Here is an 18,748-nt window from a genome sequence, read left to right on the forward strand (position 1 = left end):
AAGCTGAAATGCCAGATCACATTGAAGTCATTCTTCGAACCATATTTGCTTTTGCTATTTTATTCGGCGGTGCCCGTCTTCTTGGAAAGCAAACCATTGCACAAATGAATATTTTTGATTTCATTGCGGCGATCAGTCTAGGTTCAATTGCGGCGAACTTGGCGTTTAATACTACGCTTCCGCTTCATCACACAACCATTTCTTTTATTACACTTGTGATCATTATTTATGTGATTTCTTTACTTGCTTTAAGAAGCCGGAAGATGAGAGGTTTTATGGCCGGTAAACCAACGCTTGTGATTCAAAATGGCAAAATCCTTGAAGAGAATATGAAAGGAATGAGGTATACACTTGATTATTTAAATCAACAGCTCAGAGAAAAGAATGTGTTTGACATTAGTGAAGTTGAATTTGCAATGATTGAAACAGATGGGCATATGTCAGTGAAAAAATACCCTTCATTTGATTATGTCACGCGAAAAGATCTTAACCTGTGGATGCAGGCAGAGCGTTACATGCCCATTGAAGTTATTATGGACGGAAAGCTCATTTTGAAAAACCTTCATGAAAACCAATTAACGGAGCAGTGGATCTATGAAGAACTTCAAAAAAGGCAGCTGTCTTTAAAAGACATTGTTTATGCGGTTCGTTCAAGTAATGGCAGTTTATACATTGATACATATGACGATCACATCCATTCTCCAATTGACCAAGAATGAACATATAGTTCAGACGACACCCGCGCGTCACAGAACTGCCAATATTTATAAGTCGTTTGGATGTCATCTATCTAGGTATCATTTCTCAATTATTATTATTTTCTGAAAATGTAGTGACGGAGAAAAATAAGTATGTTTAAGTATAAATAGAAGAATTTAAAATATTAATATAATATACATCAAGCGGAATGAACATTCATTCCTGATAAAACGAAAGGAGAGGATGAAATGCCCGCAGCAACTACTGATAAACAGGAGCAGATTATGAAGGCTTCTCTGGACTTATTTATTGAACGGGGTTTTGACGGTACAACGATGCCGATGATTTCGAAAAGAGCCAATGTTGGAGCAGGAACCATTTATCGTTATTTTGATAGTAAAGAGGCTCTTGTGAACATTTTATACCAGCGAAGCCTGACTGCATTTATCGACAAGGTGAATACAAACAGTCCAGACCCTAAAGCAAGTATCAGGGCTTATTTCAAACATGTCTTTTACTGCTTAGTGCTCTTTACAAAAGAGAACCCAAGTGGTCTGTACTTCTTAGAAATTGACAAACGCTCACACTATTTAGATGAGACAAGTAAAGAGAAGATGCAGCAGCTATTAAATGAGCTATTTCATATTTTTGAAGAAGGCAAAAAGGATGGAATTCATCCAAATCTTTCAGGGAGAACGATTTTATCCATTGTATTTGGAGCGTTCGTTCAGCTTCATAAACAGATTCTAGCAGAGGAAATTGAACCAACGATTGAATTTTTAGAAGATATTGAGCAATGCTTATGGCGTGCCATTAGCGTTGCATCATAAAGAAATAAAGGGAGTGGGCACATGCAACAAACATCAATCATTCCAAAACCAAAAACATACGGACCTTTAAAAAATATTCCTCATATCAAAAAAGGAGAGCTTTCTCAAAGCTTTTGGCGGCTGGCAGATGAATTGGGAGGGATTTATCAATTTGAATTTTCAGATATAACCGGTGTTTTTGTTTCCAGTCATGAGCTTGTCCAAGAAGTATGTGATGAGAGCCGATTCGATAAATTCATCGGGATTAGTCTTGATAAAGCAAGAGCATTTGCAGGAGATGGCCTATTTACAAGCTGGACAGAAGAACCAAACTGGAGAAAAGCTCATCAAATCTTGATGCCGGCGTTTAGTCAGCAGGCGATGAAGGGCTATCACGAGATGATGCTCGATATTGCAACGCAGCTTGTGCAAAAATGGCAAAGAACAGGCCGCGATGAAGAAATTGAAGTAGCAGAGGACATGACAAAACTCACTTTAGATACAATTGGTCTTTGCGGTTTTGATTTTCGGTTTAACAGCTTTTATAAAGAGAATCAGCATCCATTTATCGAAAGCATGCTGAAAGGCTTAAATGAAGCGATGGACCAATCGAAAAGATGGCCGATTGCAGATAAACTCATGATCAAAAGAAGAAAAGAATTTGAGCAAAATGTCGATTTTATGAAGCGATTAGTAGATGATATTATTCAGGAACGGAAAAAACAAGATAAAATGGGCGATGATTTGCTGTCCCTTATGCTGCATGCGACGGACCCTGAAACAGGTGAGCGTCTGTCCGATGAAAATATCCGTTATCAGATCATTACCTTCTTAATTGCGGGGCATGAAACGACAAGTGGTCTGCTATCATTTGCGATTTATTTCTTATTAAAGAATCCAGAGAAACTAAAGAAAGCCGTCCATGAAGCAGATGAGGTGCTACAGGACGGTCTGCCGACATTTAAGCAGGTGCAACAGCTAAGCTACACCCGTATGGTGTTACATGAGGCACTTCGACTTTGGCCGACTGCGCCTTCTTTCTCAGTTTACGCTAAAGAGGACACAGTAATCGGAGGGGAATTTCCGATTGAGAAAAACCAAAGTGTGACTGTGCTGCTTCCTAAATTACACCGTGATCAAGCGGTTTGGGGAGAGGATGCGGAAGAATTTAAACCAGAGCGGTTTCTGCACCCTGAAAAAATCCCGCAACATGCCTACAAGCCTTTTGGAAATGGCCAGCGTGCATGTATTGGGATGCAATTTGCCCTTCATGAAGCCACGATGGTTCTGGGAATGGTTCTGCACAACCTTGAACTGATTGACCATACGTCGTATGAACTGGATTTAAAAGAATCCCTGACGATTAAGCCGAATGATTTTAAAATCAAAGTACGGCCAAGAAAGCAGCAATTCTTTATGGCGCCTCCGAAAGAAGAACCAACAAAAAGCACGGCATCTGCTGAAGCAAAAATAGCGAGTCATGGAACACCGCTATTGGTCTTGTACGGATCAAATCTTGGCACAGCAAAGCAGATGGCAAACGAATTTGCTGAAGACGGGAAAGCAAAAGGGTTTGACGTGACAACGGCACCGCTTGATGATTATACTCGAAAGTTACCAGAGTCAGGCGTAGTTTTAATTGTAACGGCTTCATACAACGGTCATCCGCCTGACCATGCGAAACAGTTTGTGGATTGGGTGACGCAGGATGAGGAGCAAGATCTATCAAACGTGACATTTGCAGTCTTTGGGTGCGGGGATCGAAATTGGGCGAGCACGTATCAGCGTATTCCTCGTCTGATTGATGAAGCACTTGAAAGAAAAGGGGCGAAGCGTGTAACGGATATTGGTGAAGGCGATGCGGGCGGTGATATGGATGAAGATAAAGAAACATTCCAGAAGACAGTCTTCGATGAGCTTGCAAAAGAATTCAATTTAACCTTGCAGGAGAAACGCCAAGAAAAGCCAAACCTATCCATTGCATATACGAATGAGCTAGTGGAACGTCCTGTAGCTAAAACATACGGTGCCTTTTCAGCTGTTGTATTGAAAAATCAAGAATTACAATCTGAAAAAAGTACCCGCCAAACAAGGCATATCGAACTTCAATTACCTGAAGGCAAGCACTATAAAGAAGGAGATCATATCGGAATCGTGCCAAAAAATAGTGCAACACTCGTTCAGCGAGTGACCGATCGTTTCAAGCTGGATCCACAGCAGCACATGATACTCTCTTCGGAAAAAGAAGCAAGTCATTTACCTTTAAATCAGCCAATTCAAGTCGGAGAATTGCTGGCGTCACATGTAGAGCTGCAGGAGCCTGTGACACGTACTCAGCTAAGAGAACTTGCAAAATATACGGTATGCCCACCTCATCGTATTGAACTTGAACAAATGGCGGGAGAAATTTATCAAGAAGCTGTATTAAAGAAGCGTGTGACCATGCTGGATTTACTAGAACAATACGAAGCATGTGAACTGCCATTTGATCATTTCTTAGCCCTTTTACCAGGATTGAAGCCTCGTTATTACTCGATCTCCAGTTCGCCAAAGGTGGATGAAAAGAGGCTTAGTATCACAGTAGCTGTTGTGAAAGGAAAATCATGGAGTGGACGCGGTGAATACGCAGGCGTCGCATCAAACTATTTATGCGGACTGCAAGAAGGAGATGAAGTGGCCTGCTTCCTTCATGAAGCTCAAGCAGGATTCGAATTGCCGCCTTCTCCTGAAATACCAATGATCATGATTGGACCAGGAACAGGTATCGCCCCGTTTAGAGGGTTCATTCAGGCAAGGGAAGCATGGCAAAATGAAGGGAAGTCTTTAGGTGAAGCCCATCTTTATTTTGGCTGCCGCCACCCGCATGAAGATGATCTGTATTATGACGAAATGCAGCTTGCAGAAGAAAAAGGAGTCGTCACCATCCACCGTGCTTACTCTCGCTACGAGGAGCAAAAAGTGTATGTCCAGCACTTCATTAAAAATGATGGAGCCAAGCTCATTGAATTGCTCGACAAAGGCGCCTACCTGTATATTTGCGGGGATGGAAAGGTCATGGCACCAGGTGTCGAGGCAACACTTATTGAACTGTATCAGACTGAGAAACAGTGTGCGAAAGAAACAGCTGAACAATGGCTGACATCTCTAGCCAATGACAACAGATATGTAAAAGATGTATGGAGCTGATCATGTTGAAAAGAAGACAAAGGGCTAAAATAAATCACATTTTAGCCCTTTGTCAACAATCTGAAACCGCCAAAATGGCGGTTTTTTCTTTTTTCATAGAGAGATCGCTAGAATAAATATTTGGAAGATACGAAACACCTAATTTACAAATGAAATATTTTGTAAAAAATAAGAATATTCTCTCATTTACTCCAATATGAAACAATCGTATCATTTTTGATATAGGACATAAAGGAGGAATATGATGAAAAAGGTGAAAAAATTAATCCCTTCTCTACTCGTTTTTGGTGCTTTAAGTGTGCCTAGTTTTGCCCATGCAGCATCTGATTCAGTACTTACGTCTGATTATGACATGGTGACTTCTGACGGAAAGGTGATTTCTTCAGCTGACTTCCACAACGATACGAAAACCCCCTCATCCTTTGACAAAGTGGATGATCTCTCTTCTACTATTGGCGAAAAAGTAAAACCACTCACAAAATATTTAAAAGACTTTCAAACAAAAGTAGTCATTGGAGACGATGGTAGAACAAAAGTGACGAATACAAGAGTAGCACCCTATAATTCTATTGCTTATATTACATTTGGCGGTTCTAGCTGCACTGGAACACTCATTGCTCCAAACAAAATATTAACAAACGGACACTGCGTCTACAATACAGTCACAAGAAGCTATAGTGCAAAAGGGTCTGTCTACCCAGGCATGAATGACAGCACGGCTGTGAACGGCTCAGCAAACATGACCGAATTCTATGTACCAAGCGGATATATCAACACGGGGGCGAGTCAATATGATTTTGCCGTCATTAAAACAGATACGAACATTGGAAATACGGTCGGCTACCGCTCTATTCGTCAAGTGACAAATCTAACAGGTACAACGATTAAAATTTCTGGATATCCAGGTGATAAAATGAGATCGACTGGCAAAGTGTCACAATGGGAAATGTCAGGTCCAGTCACGAGAGAAGATACGAATCTCGCATACTATACGATCGATACATTTAGCGGAAACTCTGGCTCTGCGATGCTAGATCAGAACCAACAAATCGTCGGGGTCCATAATGCGGGTTATTCAAACGGAACGATCAACGGCGGACCAAAAGCGACTGCTGCCTTTGTTGAATTTATCAACTATGCGAAGGTGCAATAAAAATAGAACAATCAGCTTGTTTCCTTTACAGGGGCAGGCTTTTTTTATCGTCAAATGCAGAAAAGTTTCTTTTTTTGTTCATCACTATTTCATATTTACAAGCTATGCTGAATGAAATAAATGAAAAAGAAAGAAGAGATATGAGTGAAAAATAAAAAAATAGATATGATATTGTTGTTGATTTTATTGATTGCAGCTTTTCTCTACACTTATCAAATTTGGCAGAATGACAGTGCCAATCAATATTATTTAGCTGCAGTCAAAAGTATGTCCAAAAGCTTCCATCACTTTTTTTATGCCTCATTTGATGCAGCTGGATTCGTATCAATTGATAAACCACCCGTCGTTTTATGGATTCAAACCATCAGTGCACTTATTTTTGGCTTTCATACATGGAGTGTGATATTGCCGCAGGCACTTGCTGGAGTGGGGTCTGTTCTTCTTCTTTATCTCATGATAAAACCGGCTTTCGGTCAAGGTGCTGCAAGGGTGTCAGCGGCCGTTATGGCTCTCACGCCAATTGCCGCAGCTGTGAGCAGAACAAACAATATAGACAGTATGCTCGTCTTCACATTACTTGCGGGTACGTATTTCTTGATGCGTGCTGTAAAAAGCGGAAAGATGCGCTGGCTTCTTATTGCCTTTGCTTTGATAGCGGTAGGATTTAATATGAAGATGCTGCAAGCGTTTATGGTCGTTCCAGCATTTATTTTCTACTATTTTATTGCTGCTCACGTACCGTTAAAAAAGAAAATTTTCTCTCTCTTATGCTCGATCGTTGTATTAGCCTGCTTATCTCTATCGTGGGCAGTTGCTGTAGATATGACAGCTGAAAGTGAGCGCCCTTATGTGGGAAGCAGCCAAACAAATTCAGTGTTAGAACTTGCCTTTGGGTATAACGGCACGGAACGGCTGCTTGGTCAGACGACAGGGAAATCCTTTGGTGACATGAACCAGCAAGCAGGTATGGTGATGCCAGACAATTCTGGATTAGGCGATTCGTCAGAGGATCAGTCAAACAGAAATCAGCCGCCGCCATCCCAAAATCAAATGATGCCACTTCAACATGGTCCAGGTGGTGGTTCTCCGCCTGGAAGTGCTGTAGGTCAACAAAGTATGAATATGTATGGCACTGGGAATCCCGGTATATTTCGTTTATTTCAATCTGCATTGTCAGGTCAAATCAGCTGGATGCTGCCGTTTGCTTTGTTTGGGCTTTTAGGGATGATCATCAGCTGGTGGAAGGAGAGAAAAGCTCAATTAAATGAATGGAAACAAACGATGTTTTGGACAGCATGGCTGATTCCTGCTGCCGGATTCTTTAGTATTGCGGGTTTCTTTCACCATTACTATCTCATTATGCTTGCCCCGCCTATTGCAGCACTATGCGGCATAGGAGCTAAGAAGATGGGAGAGTTATTTAAGGCCAACAAAGGAGTATCTGCGTATTTGCTTCCAGCAGCAATCGCTGTTACAGCCATCTTCCAAGGGTATATTTTGAGTAACTATACGACTCAAATCAGTAGTATTTGGATGTATGCCATTGCGATTGCAGGGATGATTATCGCTATCCTATTGCTGATATACAGAGAAAAACAATTGATCATGAAACGACTGCTCATCACCGCTTTGACAACGCTGTTACTGATTCCAGGTTTTTGGTCCGCCACCCCAATCATCTATGGTGGAAATGCTGTTCTTCCAGAGGCAGGTGTTCAGCTGGCTAGTTCACGAGGAGGGAACATGTTTACATCTAGTGTCGATCAAGGCTTACTCACTTATTTAAAGGCGCATCAAACAGGAGAAACGTATTTATTTGCAACGCTTACGACTGTTACCGCAGCGCCATATATTATTGATGAAGATGAGAATGTCATGGCCTTAGGCGGTTTTAATGGGACAGATCCTATTTTGACTGTCAATAAATTAAAAGCACTTATTCAACAAGGAAAGGTGAAATACTTTTTATTACCAGACAATCAGTCATCAGCTAACAGCAAATTGGTGAGCTGGATTAAATCACATGGTACAGTCATCTCATCAGAAGAATATAAACAATCCTCATCAGCTGAAGAAGGGATGCCGTCCGAGATGTCTTCACAAAATGAAATATTATATAGAGTAGATGAAATATCTTAAGTAGAACAAGGCGAATGATGAAGAAATCATTCGCTTTTTCTTATGAATCTTTTGCTAGGCAGATTCAGCTCATGTTTTTCACATGTCATCACGCAGCCACTCATACATTAAAAATGACTCATTTCCTTCAAGTCAACATCATTTCATCAAAAGTATGAGGAGGTCACGAGCTTTTGAAGATGAGAAAAGGCTGGATCGCTGCTGTCGTTCTTTGTTTTGTCATTTGGATGGGTGCGTTATTAGGTGGTTTTGGAGAGGATCGTTCCGCAAAAGGGGCAGATCGTTATGATCATGTGATTCAATTTCCTAAGGAACGGTATCCTGAAACAGGCAGTCATATTCAAGAAGCTATTCGAAAAGGGCACTCAGATGTGTGTACCATTGACCGAAATGGGGCAGATGCCCGCAGGCAAGAATCATTAAAAGGAATTCCCACAAAACCTGGTTTTGACCGGGATGAATGGCCGATGGCAGTGTGTCTTGAAGGAGGAAAGGGGGCGAGCGTTCAATATGTCAGTCCATCAGATAATAGAGGCGCTGGTTCATGGGTCGGGCATCAAATCAGCGGGTATCCTGACGGGAAACGAATTTTATTTATTGTCAAATAAACATAGACAAGAGGCTCCTTGAGAGGGGCTCTTTTTGTTCAACAGGAGCGTATTCGAGCTAGCAGGTACAAAAGATTCAGTGGTACAATTAATCCATCAGGTACAAAGACTGACAAGTAGAAAATGTGAAGGGACATATGCTTATGGAAAAGAACCGTGCATTATACGATTTTTTCATGCAACATGCAGAGAAACTGACTGAAACATGGTATGAATCAATTGAGGATGATGATCCAGAATCCATTTATCGTTCAACAGATTCCAGCATCATAGCAGAGCTAAAACGGCAAAATCAAGATTATTATCAGCATTTTATACGCGCACTTATTGAAGACAAGACGTATTTACATACGAAATTTAAAAAATGGTCTGAAGACTTAGCAAGTGATCCGAAGCACTTGAACACGCCATTAGATTACGTCGTGAGAGAGTATATGTCCAATCAAAGAGTGGTTCTTCATTACTTAAAAGAGTTTATAAAAAAGCATCAAGGTGATATTGACATTGACCGAATATTTTATTGGTATGATTTGATATCTGAGGCATTTAACATTTCAATTCATGTCTTTATTCAGCAATATGTGAAAAATACCACCAAAAAACTCGTTGCACAAAGAGACATGATTTATGAGCTGAGTTCCCCAGTCATTGTGTTAAAAAGTCATGTTGCCTTATTGCCTTTAGTTGGAGATATTGACACTGCGCGAGCAAAGATTATCTTAGAAAATACATTAAAACAGTGTTCGCAAAAAGGTGTTCAACATTTATGTATTGATTTATCAGGTGTCGTCATTATTGATACGATGGTAGCACATCAAATCTTTGATCTTGTCACGTCACTTCGGTTAATTGGGGTTGATACGACCATTTCAGGCATTAGACCAGAAATTGCTCAAACGGCTGTACAGCTTGGACTGCCTTTTAATGAATTTCAAACGGCTTCATCACTTGCTCACGCTTTAGATCGTATGACTGAATTTTCACCAATATAAAAAACCAGGCCGTTTAGTAGGCCTGGTTTTTTATTTAGATCACAGCGTCAATTTTTGTTACTTTCCAATCGTTTTGTACTTTCTCGAAAGTGACAGTACGTTTTACTTTGCGTCCATCAAGTGTTGGGACTGAGAATTCGTATGTGCGGATTGTACTTTTCTTAGAGACGAGTTTAGGTGTTGCCTTATCCCAATTTAGCATATTATCTCCGTCACCAACTGGCACAGCCATTTTTCCTTTATGAACGATGAACTGATAGTCTTTTAAACCGTGAGTAATGGCATCTTTTGTGAACACTTGAGATAGATAGCTGTTTAGTTTTTTCTTTGTATCAAATGTTTTAGACAGGTAGTTGTAAGTCATATCTTTATAAGTAAATGATTTTAATTTGTAATCTGAATGCTCTTTAATGTTGTAGCCTGACATCGCACTCCAAAAGTGTTCTCTTGCATCAAGGGCAATATGTAACGCTTCTTTATTTGTCAAAGCGGCTGATTTTTTGGAAGCGGCCAGTGTTGTTGTTTGTAATGAGATCATAAGCATAATAGCGGTTAATAAAACAAATAATTTTTTCAAGGCGATTGCCTCCTTTTCTCAATGAAAACTTCTTATGTTACAAATGTTACAATAGTTACAGAGATATTACAAGTATTAAATCTAAATGTTTTTTATTTCTTTTCTTTCTATCTATATAACGTTTGAGGGAGACAAAAAGTTTTCATTTTTTTATTTTTTTCTTCCTCATTAGTATTTAACCGTTCTAAAGAAGAATAAAACGTCTTTTGGAAAGATTTCTATTTGTCTCCTCAACACTCTTTTTTTATGTATGACATATACTGTCGTGATGAATGTCTAAGAAAGTGGTGTTTAGTATGTATAATCCATATGAAGGTACGTGGAATGGGTACTTGTACGATCGGCAGGTCCAAAGCATGCCGGCGTTTCCTATTTCTCAAGTTGGAGGATTTCCCGGCTTGCCATTCGGAGGGACTGGGCAAGGGCAAGGTGCAGGAGGACAATCGGTCCCGCCAGCCCCGCCGCAGCATATCATCTCGCAATATCAACAAGCAGTCTCTCAGCCTCAAAGTATGCAGCCGCTCATTGCAGGGCAGAGTGTAGGCGGAAGCCAGCAAACGGTTCAATTTGCAGCTGGATGTAATAGAAGGTGGACCATTGTGTTCCTTAGAAACGGTCAAGTATTTCTCATGTATGTTCTTTCCTCGCAGCCTTTTGGCCGTACAACGGGTTTCATATGGCCGAACTTTACATTTGGCTCGTTCCCAAGCTCTAGTATTCTTGCATATTCTTGTTCATAAAAGAAAAAGCCGGCTCTCATCAGCAGTTGATGAAATACCGGCTTTTTTTAATGAATATTTCTAAATACGCCAATCACTTTACCTAGTATACTCACATTCTGTAAAATAATCGGTTCCATTGATGGATTCTCGGGCTGTAATCTAAAGTGTGTATCTTCCTTATAAAAACGTTTCACTGTTGCTTCATCTTCTTCTGTCATAGCCACCACAATATCTCCATTGTTGGCAGTGCTTTGCTGACGCACAATGACGTAGTCTTTGTCCAAAATACCTGCATCGATCATACTTTCTCCCATAATTTCAAGCATAAATACTTGTTCATCTGGCGCTGCAAAAGTTTCTGGAAGTGGGAAATATTCTTCTACATTCTCAACAGCCGTGATAGGCAAGCCTGCTGTGACTTTTCCGATGACTGGAACATTCATTACAGCGCTCTTTGGAATATTCATTTCCTCTTCATCTAGTACTTCGATCGCTCTAGGTTTCGTTGGGTCTCTTCTAATTAAACCTTTCGTTTCTAGTCTAGCTAAATGTCCATGGACAGTTGAACTTGATGCTAGACCGACAGCTTCGCCAATTTCACGAACGGATGGGGGATAACCCTTGCTTTTTACTTCTTCTTTTATGAATTTCAGGATATCGAGTTGTCTTTTTGATAGCTTCGTCATCTTTTGCACCTCAAAACGTCAATTTTAAAGAAATTATAGCATGTTTTTCCTAACAGTACAAACATAGGTTCGAAAAAAACGTTTGACAGAAACGTTTGTTCGTATTTATAATGAGTGTCAGAAAGAACGAACACACATTCTATTAGGAGAGATGACATTATGAGGTTAAAGGAATCTATTATTTTTATTGGGCTATTCTCATTCATCGTAGGCATATTTCTCTCACTTATTGCAGTCACTAGCCATAATGATCCAAATCAATATGTTAAAATAGAGGTTCAATCAGGTGATACTCTTTGGGGATTAGCTGATCAAGTAAACGACAGTAAATCAATCGATAAAAATGCTTTTATTGACTGGGTAACTGAACACAATGATCTCGCTTCAACTGACATCCAGCCTGGAGACATCCTTGTCATTCCAGTTAAAAAAGAGCATCCAGTCGTATATCAACTTGCAACAGTACAGTAGAAAGGTCGATTGAAGACATGAATGCAATCATTTATGCGAGAGTAAGTACTGCCAAAGAAGAGCAAGAAACCTCGCTTAAAAGACAAGAAGAAGAACTGCTTGCTTTAGCTGCAGCGCACAAGATGAATGTAGTCAAAGTGATTAAAGAAAAAGCGAGTGGATACGATCTTGATCGTGACGGTGTTTTTGACATGCTGGCTACGCTGAAAGAGGAAGAAATCGATGCTGTTCTCATTCAAGATGAGACACGCCTTGGAAGAGGGCAGGCGAAAATCGCTCTTCTTCATTGTCTGTTTAAAGAGAAAGTCAAGGTGTACAGCGTATTTCATAGAGGAGAGCTTGAGCTTTCAGAAGCAGACGAAATGGTCATTGAAATTGTAGGCGTTGTAGAAGAGTATCAGCGGAAAATTCATAATTTAAAAATTAAGCGCGGGATGAAAAAAGCTGTTGAGCGAGGGTATCAACCCGAACTGAATTTAAAACACCAAGAACAGGCGCCTGGCCGCGAACGTATTGAAGTACCGATTTCTGAAATTGTTCGATTAAGAAAAAACAACATGACATTCGCTGAAATTGCAGTGACATTGCAGGCACTTGGTTTTGACATTTCAAAAGCAACCGTCCATAGAAGGTACCAAGAATATGAAAAAGGGCTTGCGACTTAAAGCGTGATTTGTTGTAAAAATGACTGATATTTAGTAGTATGTAGAGAAAATGTTTTAAAGGAGTTTGTCATGATTTCTAAAGAACAGCTTGCAAGAATCAATGAGCTTTCAAAAAAGTCGAAAGAGGCCGGTTTGTCGGACGCTGAGAAAACAGAACAAAAGCAATTAAGAGAGGAATATTTAAAGGCTTTTCGTTCTTCTATGAAAAATACACTCAAAACCGTGAAAATCGTCGATCCAGAAGGAAACGATGTCACACCAGAAAAATTAAAAAGAGAAAGAGACCAGAATCTTCATTAAAGGTCATCATTTCTTGATTTTTGAAAAGATGGGAGGAATATTCTCATCTTTTTTTCATATTTGTATAAGTTTTTAGGTGATCGATAAACTAAATGTGACAAAATCCTTCTTTTTCGGCGTGAAATAGTTGTGAAAAAAGGACAGTAGATTTATGATAATGGTGTACACAAGATACGGAAGGGGATTTATATGGAAACGATTGAATTGAAATCTATTGCAACAATACGTACTCTCTCCATAGACGCAATTGAAAAAGCGAATTCCGGTCACCCTGGAATGCCGATGGGCGCTGCACCAATGGCGTACGCTTTATGGACGAATCACTTAAACGTAAGTCCGCAAAATCCAAATTGGTTTAACAGAGACCGTTTTGTGTTATCTGCGGGACATGGCTCTATGCTTTTATATAGCATGCTTCATTTAAGCGGATACAATCTGAGCATCGAAGATTTAAAACAATTCCGCCAATGGGGAAGCAAAACACCTGGACATCCTGAGTTTGGACATACTGAGGGCGTAGATGCGACAACAGGTCCTTTAGGACAAGGGATTGCGATGGCTGTAGGAATGGCACTTGCAGAAAGACATCTTGCAGAAACGTATAACAAAGATAACTTTAATGTTGTGGATCACTATACATACAGCATTTGCGGAGATGGAGACTTAATGGAGGGCATTTCCTCTGAAGCTGCTTCACTTGCTGGTCATTTAGGCTTAGGCCGTTTAATTGTTCTTTATGATTCAAACGACATTTCTTTAGATGGCGACCTCGATCGTTCTTTCTCTGAAAATGTGAAGAATCGTTTTGAAGCGATGAATTGGGAAGTTCTTTATGTAAAAGACGGCAATAACATTGACGAAGTGACGGCTGCCATTGAAAAAGCCAAACAAAGTACAGACAAACCTACACTTATTGAAGTGAAAACGACAATCGGTTTCGGATCTCCAAACCGTGCGGGAACGTCTGGGGTGCACGGTGCACCGCTTGGCAGTGAGGAAGCGAAGCTAACGAAGGAAGCTTATTCTTGGACGTTTGAAGAAGATTTCCATGTACCTTCTGAAGTGTACGATCATTTCAAAACAGCTGTTAAAGACGCTGGACAGAAAAAAGAAGCAGCGTGGAATGAACTGTTTGAGCAATATGAAAAAGAATATCCAGAACTAGCAGCTCAGCTGAAGCTTGCGATTGAAGGGAAACTTCCTGAGAATTGGGATCAAGAGGTTCCTGTTTATGAAGCAGGTTCAAGCCTTGCCTCTCGTGCTTCTTCTGGAGAAGTATTAAATGGCATTGCAAAACAAGTACCATTCTTTATTGGCGGGTCTGCTGACCTTGCTGGATCAAATAAAACAACAATCAAAGATACAAATGACTTTGGCAGAGAGAATTATGCTGGCAGAAACATTTGGTTTGGTGTGAGAGAATTCGCAATGGGTGCAGCATTAAACGGTATGGCACTTCACGGCGGACTTCGTGTATTCGGCGGAACATTCTTTGTTTTCTCTGACTACTTAAGACCTGCCATTCGTCTTGCTGCATTGATGGGACTTCCTGTCACTTATGTATTTACGCATGACAGCATTGCGGTTGGAGAAGATGGACCAACGCATGAGCCAGTTGAACAGCTCGCTTCATTACGTTCGATGCCTAATCTTTCTGTTATTCGTCCAGCTGATGGAAACGAAACAGCTGCAGCATGGAAAATTGCTGTATCTTCAACGAATAAACCGACAGCGCTTGTTCTTACTCGTCAAAACCTTCCAACGATTGATCAATCACCAGAGAAGGCGTATGAAGGCGTAGAAAAAGGTGGATATGTCGTCGTTGAAGCAGCTGATGCACAGCCAGAAGCTCTTCTACTTGCTTCAGGATCTGAAGTAGGTTTAGCCATTGAAGCGCAAAAAGCACTTGAAAAAGAAGGCATTCGCGTTTCTGTCGTGAGCTTACCTGCATGGGATCGCTTTGATGAGCAGTCAGACGAATACAAAGAGTCCGTTCTTCCTAAAGCAGTGAGAGCACGTGTTGCAATCGAAATGGGTGCTTCACTTGGCTGGGAACGTTACACTGGCCTTGATGGCGATGTGATTGCGATTGATAAATTTGGCGCTTCTGCACCAGGCGAAACCATTATTGAAAAATACGGTTTCACTGTCAGCAACGTGGTGAGCCGCGTAAAAGCAAAGCTGAATAAATAATCAGTCTCCAAGCATCATGCTTTTTTGCAGTCGGTTTGCAGAGCTTTTCACTATGCTCTGCAAACTTTTTTCTTTTTTCTTGTTTTTTTGACAAAACTAGTTTCTTCTTGCTTCATATATAGACAATTCTTTCTTTCACATTTTTGTATAATACAAGCAATAAGCGAGATTGACGAAATGTGAAAGGAAGGGATAGACATGGAACGCCATTATTATATTTATTGGATTGAGGATGAGTTTGCTCATCATTATTTTGGTAGAGAATCTATCTTGTTTCATTTGTTTGAATCGTTACACTGGACGAACCGCAGTGATGACGAATTAGTCATGCTTGTTAAGCAAGTGGATTATGTAACGAAACGAATCCCTGCTTTTCATATGCACCAGCGTTTAATGAACAATTTAACCAATATTCACTATACACAAATAGGCTCAATATACAGTGCATCGCTACCAGATGGAAAAGGCACAGCCGCATTCATTATAAAAGACCGTTACATTCAAATGTCTGCCACAGGCAGTTATGAGGCAGAAGCGGTGTTTTTTGAAGTACTCAGAAAAATTAGTCCTTGTTTCCTGGCTATGGACTTTGGATCAAAGAAGCACGGGTGGCTCAATCCGGTAAAAGTGAGGAATTTTGTTTAAAAAAATAAAATTGAACGTGAAATGTTGTATAATAGCCTTTTGTTTAGTACACTTTATACGAGACAACATGAAGGAGGAAGAATTATGGATTTATGGGTTGTCATCCTTGTAGGCGTTGTTGCACTGCTTGCAGGAGTTGCACTCGGATTCTTTATTGCTCGTAAGTATATGATGAGCTACTTGAAAAAGAATCCACCAATTAATGAACAAATGCTTCGAATGATGATGATGCAAATGGGCATGAAACCGTCCCAAAAGAAAATCAATCAAATGATGAAAGCCATGAACAACCAAGCGAAATAATACGTACGTTATTATGATCATAGATGGAACATGGTCCCTAAAGATTGGACAAGCGATGCCCTTTCTTTATTGAAGTCACCTTCATCAGACGCATAAAACCACTGTACTTGCATGAATAAAGCAGGGAAAGTGGTTTTTATTTTGCCGTGAACCGTCCGTTAAAGACAAAACAAAAAACCCCTGTGAGCAGAGGTTTTCGTTTCTTTTATTGTCACACATATCAACTTTTCTAAAATCGTGCGGCATTTGTTTCTATCTTGAGATATCATTAGTTGGCTGAGTTTGAGTGTAAGTGTCGTTGATATTGTAAGAGGAGATGATCTAGCTGCTGGCTATGTTCGATGGTCACTGTTGATGTCATCCCATTATGCAAGACAACTTTCATCAGCTCTTCTCTTTTTTCTTCAATTTGAGTTAATAATGATGTTTTTACCAAAGTCATGTTCCTTTCATGCAAATCTTGATAAAAAGAATCGATTCTATTATATCCATTTTAAGGTTTATTTTCAAATTTAAAGGGTTTGGTATCTTGATGTCAAATTAAATTATATAAGGTTTTAAGAGATTAGACCATCTTTATTGAGATGATGTAAAAAAAATGAAATGAATTTGTCATCTCTTATTGTATATTGTAAGAAGGGGGTGTTCTTTTGTCAGATTTGAATTACTTTTTAGCGTTTGGAGCAGGGTTTCTATCTTTTATCTCACCGTGCTGTCTGCCACTTTATCCAGCCTTTTTATCCTATATTACGGGCGTTAGTATAGATGAAGTGAAATCTGAGAAGGTGATGCTGAGAAGAAGAAGTCTGCTTCATACATTATTCTTTTTAATTGGGTTCTCTCTCATTTTTATTGCCATTGGATTTGGGACATCGTTTGTTGGGAAGTTTTTCATTGAATATCAAGATGCGATTCGTCAAATTGGTGCCATTCTCATTATTTTCTTTGGCTTTATGATTCTTGGTGTATTTCAGCCTTCTTTTTTAATGGGAGAAAAGAGGTTGCAGTTTAAAAATCGTCCAGCCGGTTTTTTTGGATCGATTCTCATCGGAATGGGTTTTGCTGCTGGTTGGACACCATGTACCGGCCCGATTTTATCAGCTGTCATCACACTTGCCAGCAACAAGCCAGAGTCCGCTGTGACCTACATGATTGCGTATGTATTAGGTTTTGCTATCCCATTTTTTGTTCTTTCCTTTTTCATCACAAAAATGGCTTGGATCAGAAAGCGTCAGCAGCTCATCATGAAAACTGGCGGGATTATTATGATCGTAGTAGGGATCTTGCTGTTCTTTGATCTTCTGACATGGATCATTATTATGTTCTCATCATTATTTGGAGGATTTACGGGTTTTTGAAATCGTTTTCTACAGTCGCGGCGAATGGTTTTTTTTCGTCAATTGGAGTATATTATACATAGGCTGACCTTAAAGAATAAAGGAATGATTTGATATGATGATCATAATTTCTTCTATAGTGGCGGTATGTATGGCGGTAGCCGTCATGTTTATTCGCATTAAATCATCTGCAAAACCTGCAACCGCGAAAAAAATTATATTACCTCCTATCTTTATGAGCACTGGAGCACTGATGTTTTTTGTGCCAATGTTTCGAGTAACTGGAGCTGAATTTTTAGAGGCGATTACTGTAGGGATGTTTTTCTCTATCTTTTTAATTAAAACATCGAAATTTGAAATTAGAGGCAATGAAATCTATTTGAAGCGTTCAAAAGCATTTGTGTTTATTCTCATTGGGCTTCTTGTCCTTCGTATCGGAATGAAGACGATTTTAAGCTCTTCCATTGATTATGGTGCGCTCAGCGGGATGTTTTGGATTCTAGCCTTTGGCATGATTGTCCCTTGGCGGGTTGCGATGTATTTGTCGTTTAGAAAGCTGTCTAAACAATTAGATCCGCAGCAGGTCCAAATGAATTAAACCTCCTTTTTAAAAGGAGGTTATTTTAATAAAGATTCATATGGGGAATGGTCGATCTTTTTTTCTTGAAGGCGCTTTAGTAGAAATTTATGATCCCGCTTCGGTGTAGCGATAATATAGCCACGAATGATTAAGTCTAAATTAATGCTGGCCGCTTGTTCTTTAAGTGCCAGCTCGCCAATTTTACCGGCGATTTTTTCTTTGGCGACATCTCTAAACAGTTCTGGAACCGGTAAAACTAGCTCATTTAATAGCTGTTTGTCTTCATCACGCCATAGGTGCAGGCTCTTTTGAATATATTCATCCTGCCAATCAAGCTCTGATTTCCCGTCTTCTTTCGGCAATCGTTTTAAAAACTTGCGAAACATAAAAAAGCCACCGATCGCTAGTAATCCAATCATCACTGTACCCCAAAATAAAATGAACCACAAAAACCAGCCGCTTAACATGTTCTCACTCCCTATATCCCTTCTCTCTATTCTATTTTACATGAAGAGAAGGTAGAAGAAAATAACAAAAATGTATGTGTTTTTTCTCTATAAACGCCTTTTTTGATCAAGAGACGCCCATTTACTAGAATGACCCAAACCATTTAGTAGAAATGGAATACATTATGGTATAGCGACTCTACTATTTGGCCATGGTGGTTCGCACAAGGTATTGAC

The 18,748-nt window shown here is 39.9% G+C and carries 20 protein-coding genes; 16 read left to right on the plus strand and 4 right to left on the minus strand.

Features of this window, described 5'->3' with window-relative positions:
• Positions 1–8: 8 nt before the first annotated feature.
• The 7 genes from LCD34_RS18950 to LCD34_RS18980 all read left to right on the plus strand — a co-directional run bounded on the left by LCD34_RS18950 (position 9) and on the right by LCD34_RS18980 (position 9,586).
• Positions 9–719, plus strand: coding sequence for a DUF421 domain-containing protein (locus tag LCD34_RS18950; RefSeq protein ID WP_224559863.1), 711 nt, complete (start codon positions 9–11; stop codon positions 717–719).
• A 228-nt stretch (positions 720–947) separates the two neighbouring features.
• Entirely contained in the window at positions 948–1,529 is a 582-nt protein-coding gene (locus LCD34_RS18955) for a TetR/AcrR family transcriptional regulator (protein ID WP_007499369.1), read from the plus strand.
• A gap of 21 nt (positions 1,530–1,550) precedes the next feature.
• The gene (locus LCD34_RS18960; protein WP_224559864.1) at positions 1,551–4,694 is read left to right on the plus strand and encodes a bifunctional cytochrome P450/NADPH--P450 reductase; all 3,144 of its coding nucleotides are present in this window, start codon (positions 1,551–1,553) and stop codon (positions 4,692–4,694) included.
• A gap of 244 nt (positions 4,695–4,938) precedes the next feature.
• Positions 4,939–5,847, plus strand: coding sequence for a trypsin-like serine peptidase (locus LCD34_RS18965; protein ID WP_217815802.1), 909 nt, complete (start codon positions 4,939–4,941; stop codon positions 5,845–5,847).
• 144 nt (positions 5,848–5,991) lie between these two features.
• The gene (locus LCD34_RS18970; protein ID WP_224559865.1) at positions 5,992–7,986 is read left to right on the plus strand and encodes a glycosyltransferase family 39 protein; all 1,995 of its coding nucleotides are present in this window, start codon (positions 5,992–5,994) and stop codon (positions 7,984–7,986) included.
• Between the two features lie 227 nt (positions 7,987–8,213).
• Entirely contained in the window at positions 8,214–8,594 is a 381-nt protein-coding gene (locus LCD34_RS18975) for a NucA/NucB deoxyribonuclease domain-containing protein (RefSeq protein ID WP_224559893.1), read from the plus strand.
• A gap of 143 nt (positions 8,595–8,737) precedes the next feature.
• The gene (locus tag LCD34_RS18980) at positions 8,738–9,586 is read left to right on the plus strand and encodes an STAS domain-containing protein (RefSeq protein WP_046343620.1); all 849 of its coding nucleotides are present in this window, start codon (positions 8,738–8,740) and stop codon (positions 9,584–9,586) included.
• A gap of 34 nt (positions 9,587–9,620) precedes the next feature.
• Here LCD34_RS18980 and LCD34_RS18985 read toward each other — a convergent pair whose 3' ends face one another.
• Positions 9,621–10,163: an IseA DL-endopeptidase inhibitor family protein gene (locus tag LCD34_RS18985; RefSeq protein WP_076821645.1), complete on the minus strand. Its 543-nt coding sequence runs from the start codon at positions 10,161–10,163 to the stop codon at positions 9,621–9,623.
• A gap of 296 nt (positions 10,164–10,459) precedes the next feature.
• Between LCD34_RS18985 and LCD34_RS18990 the strand changes: the two genes are divergently transcribed.
• On the plus strand, positions 10,460–10,903 hold the full coding sequence (locus LCD34_RS18990) for a hypothetical protein (RefSeq protein ID WP_008343821.1): 444 nt from the start codon (positions 10,460–10,462) through the stop codon (positions 10,901–10,903).
• Between the two features lie 47 nt (positions 10,904–10,950).
• Here LCD34_RS18990 and lexA read toward each other — a convergent pair whose 3' ends face one another.
• The gene (gene lexA / locus LCD34_RS18995) at positions 10,951–11,571 is read right to left on the minus strand and encodes a transcriptional repressor LexA (RefSeq protein WP_007499350.1); all 621 of its coding nucleotides are present in this window, start codon (positions 11,569–11,571) and stop codon (positions 10,951–10,953) included.
• Positions 11,572–11,730: 159 nt separating this feature from the next.
• Here lexA and yneA point away from each other — a divergent pair, with 159 nt between their 5' ends.
• The 6 genes from yneA to LCD34_RS19025 all read left to right on the plus strand — a co-directional run bounded on the left by yneA (position 11,731) and on the right by LCD34_RS19025 (position 16,148).
• Positions 11,731–12,042 carry a cell division suppressor protein YneA gene (gene yneA, locus LCD34_RS19000; RefSeq protein WP_007499348.1) on the plus strand — a complete coding sequence of 104 codons (312 nt, stop codon included), beginning with the start codon at positions 11,731–11,733 and terminating at the stop codon, positions 12,040–12,042.
• Between the two features lie 17 nt (positions 12,043–12,059).
• Positions 12,060–12,707 carry a recombinase family protein gene (locus LCD34_RS19005; protein WP_025207396.1) on the plus strand — a complete coding sequence of 216 codons (648 nt, stop codon included), beginning with the start codon at positions 12,060–12,062 and terminating at the stop codon, positions 12,705–12,707.
• Between the two features lie 69 nt (positions 12,708–12,776).
• Positions 12,777–13,007 (plus strand): DUF896 domain-containing protein, encoded by a 231-nt coding sequence (locus tag LCD34_RS19010; protein WP_008343816.1) that lies wholly within the window; start codon positions 12,777–12,779, stop codon positions 13,005–13,007.
• Positions 13,008–13,196: 189 nt separating this feature from the next.
• A complete protein-coding gene (gene tkt, locus LCD34_RS19015) occupies positions 13,197–15,200 on the plus strand; it encodes a transketolase (protein ID WP_224559866.1) in 2,004 nt (667 codons plus the stop codon).
• Between the two features lie 198 nt (positions 15,201–15,398).
• Positions 15,399–15,845, plus strand: a complete 447-nt coding sequence (gene sirA, locus LCD34_RS19020) for a sporulation inhibitor of replication protein SirA (protein ID WP_007499339.1) — start codon at positions 15,399–15,401, stop codon at positions 15,843–15,845.
• Between the two features lie 84 nt (positions 15,846–15,929).
• A complete protein-coding gene (locus tag LCD34_RS19025) occupies positions 15,930–16,148 on the plus strand; it encodes a YneF family protein (RefSeq protein ID WP_003212379.1) in 219 nt (72 codons plus the stop codon).
• 268 nt (positions 16,149–16,416) lie between these two features.
• Here the strand turns inward: LCD34_RS19025 and LCD34_RS19030 are convergent, their stop codons facing one another.
• Entirely contained in the window at positions 16,417–16,590 is a 174-nt protein-coding gene (locus tag LCD34_RS19030; RefSeq protein ID WP_369810454.1) for an aspartyl-phosphate phosphatase Spo0E family protein, read from the minus strand.
• Positions 16,591–16,798: 208 nt separating this feature from the next.
• On the opposite strand from LCD34_RS19030, the gene LCD34_RS19035 reads away from it, so the two are divergent.
• Entirely contained in the window at positions 16,799–17,506 is a 708-nt protein-coding gene (locus tag LCD34_RS19035; protein WP_008343813.1) for a cytochrome c biogenesis CcdA family protein, read from the plus strand.
• 94 nt (positions 17,507–17,600) lie between these two features.
• Positions 17,601–18,083 (plus strand): CcdC family protein, encoded by a 483-nt coding sequence (locus tag LCD34_RS19040; protein ID WP_008357842.1) that lies wholly within the window; start codon positions 17,601–17,603, stop codon positions 18,081–18,083.
• A gap of 20 nt (positions 18,084–18,103) precedes the next feature.
• Here LCD34_RS19040 and LCD34_RS19045 read toward each other — a convergent pair whose 3' ends face one another.
• A complete protein-coding gene (locus tag LCD34_RS19045; protein ID WP_007499335.1) occupies positions 18,104–18,532 on the minus strand; it encodes a DUF2621 domain-containing protein in 429 nt (142 codons plus the stop codon).
• Between the last annotated feature and the right edge of the window lie 216 nt (positions 18,533–18,748).

The sequence above is a fragment of the Bacillus sp. RAR_M1_44 genome (assembly GCF_020165935.1).
Classification (GTDB): Bacteria; Bacillota; Bacilli; order Bacillales; family Bacillaceae; genus Bacillus; species Bacillus altitudinis.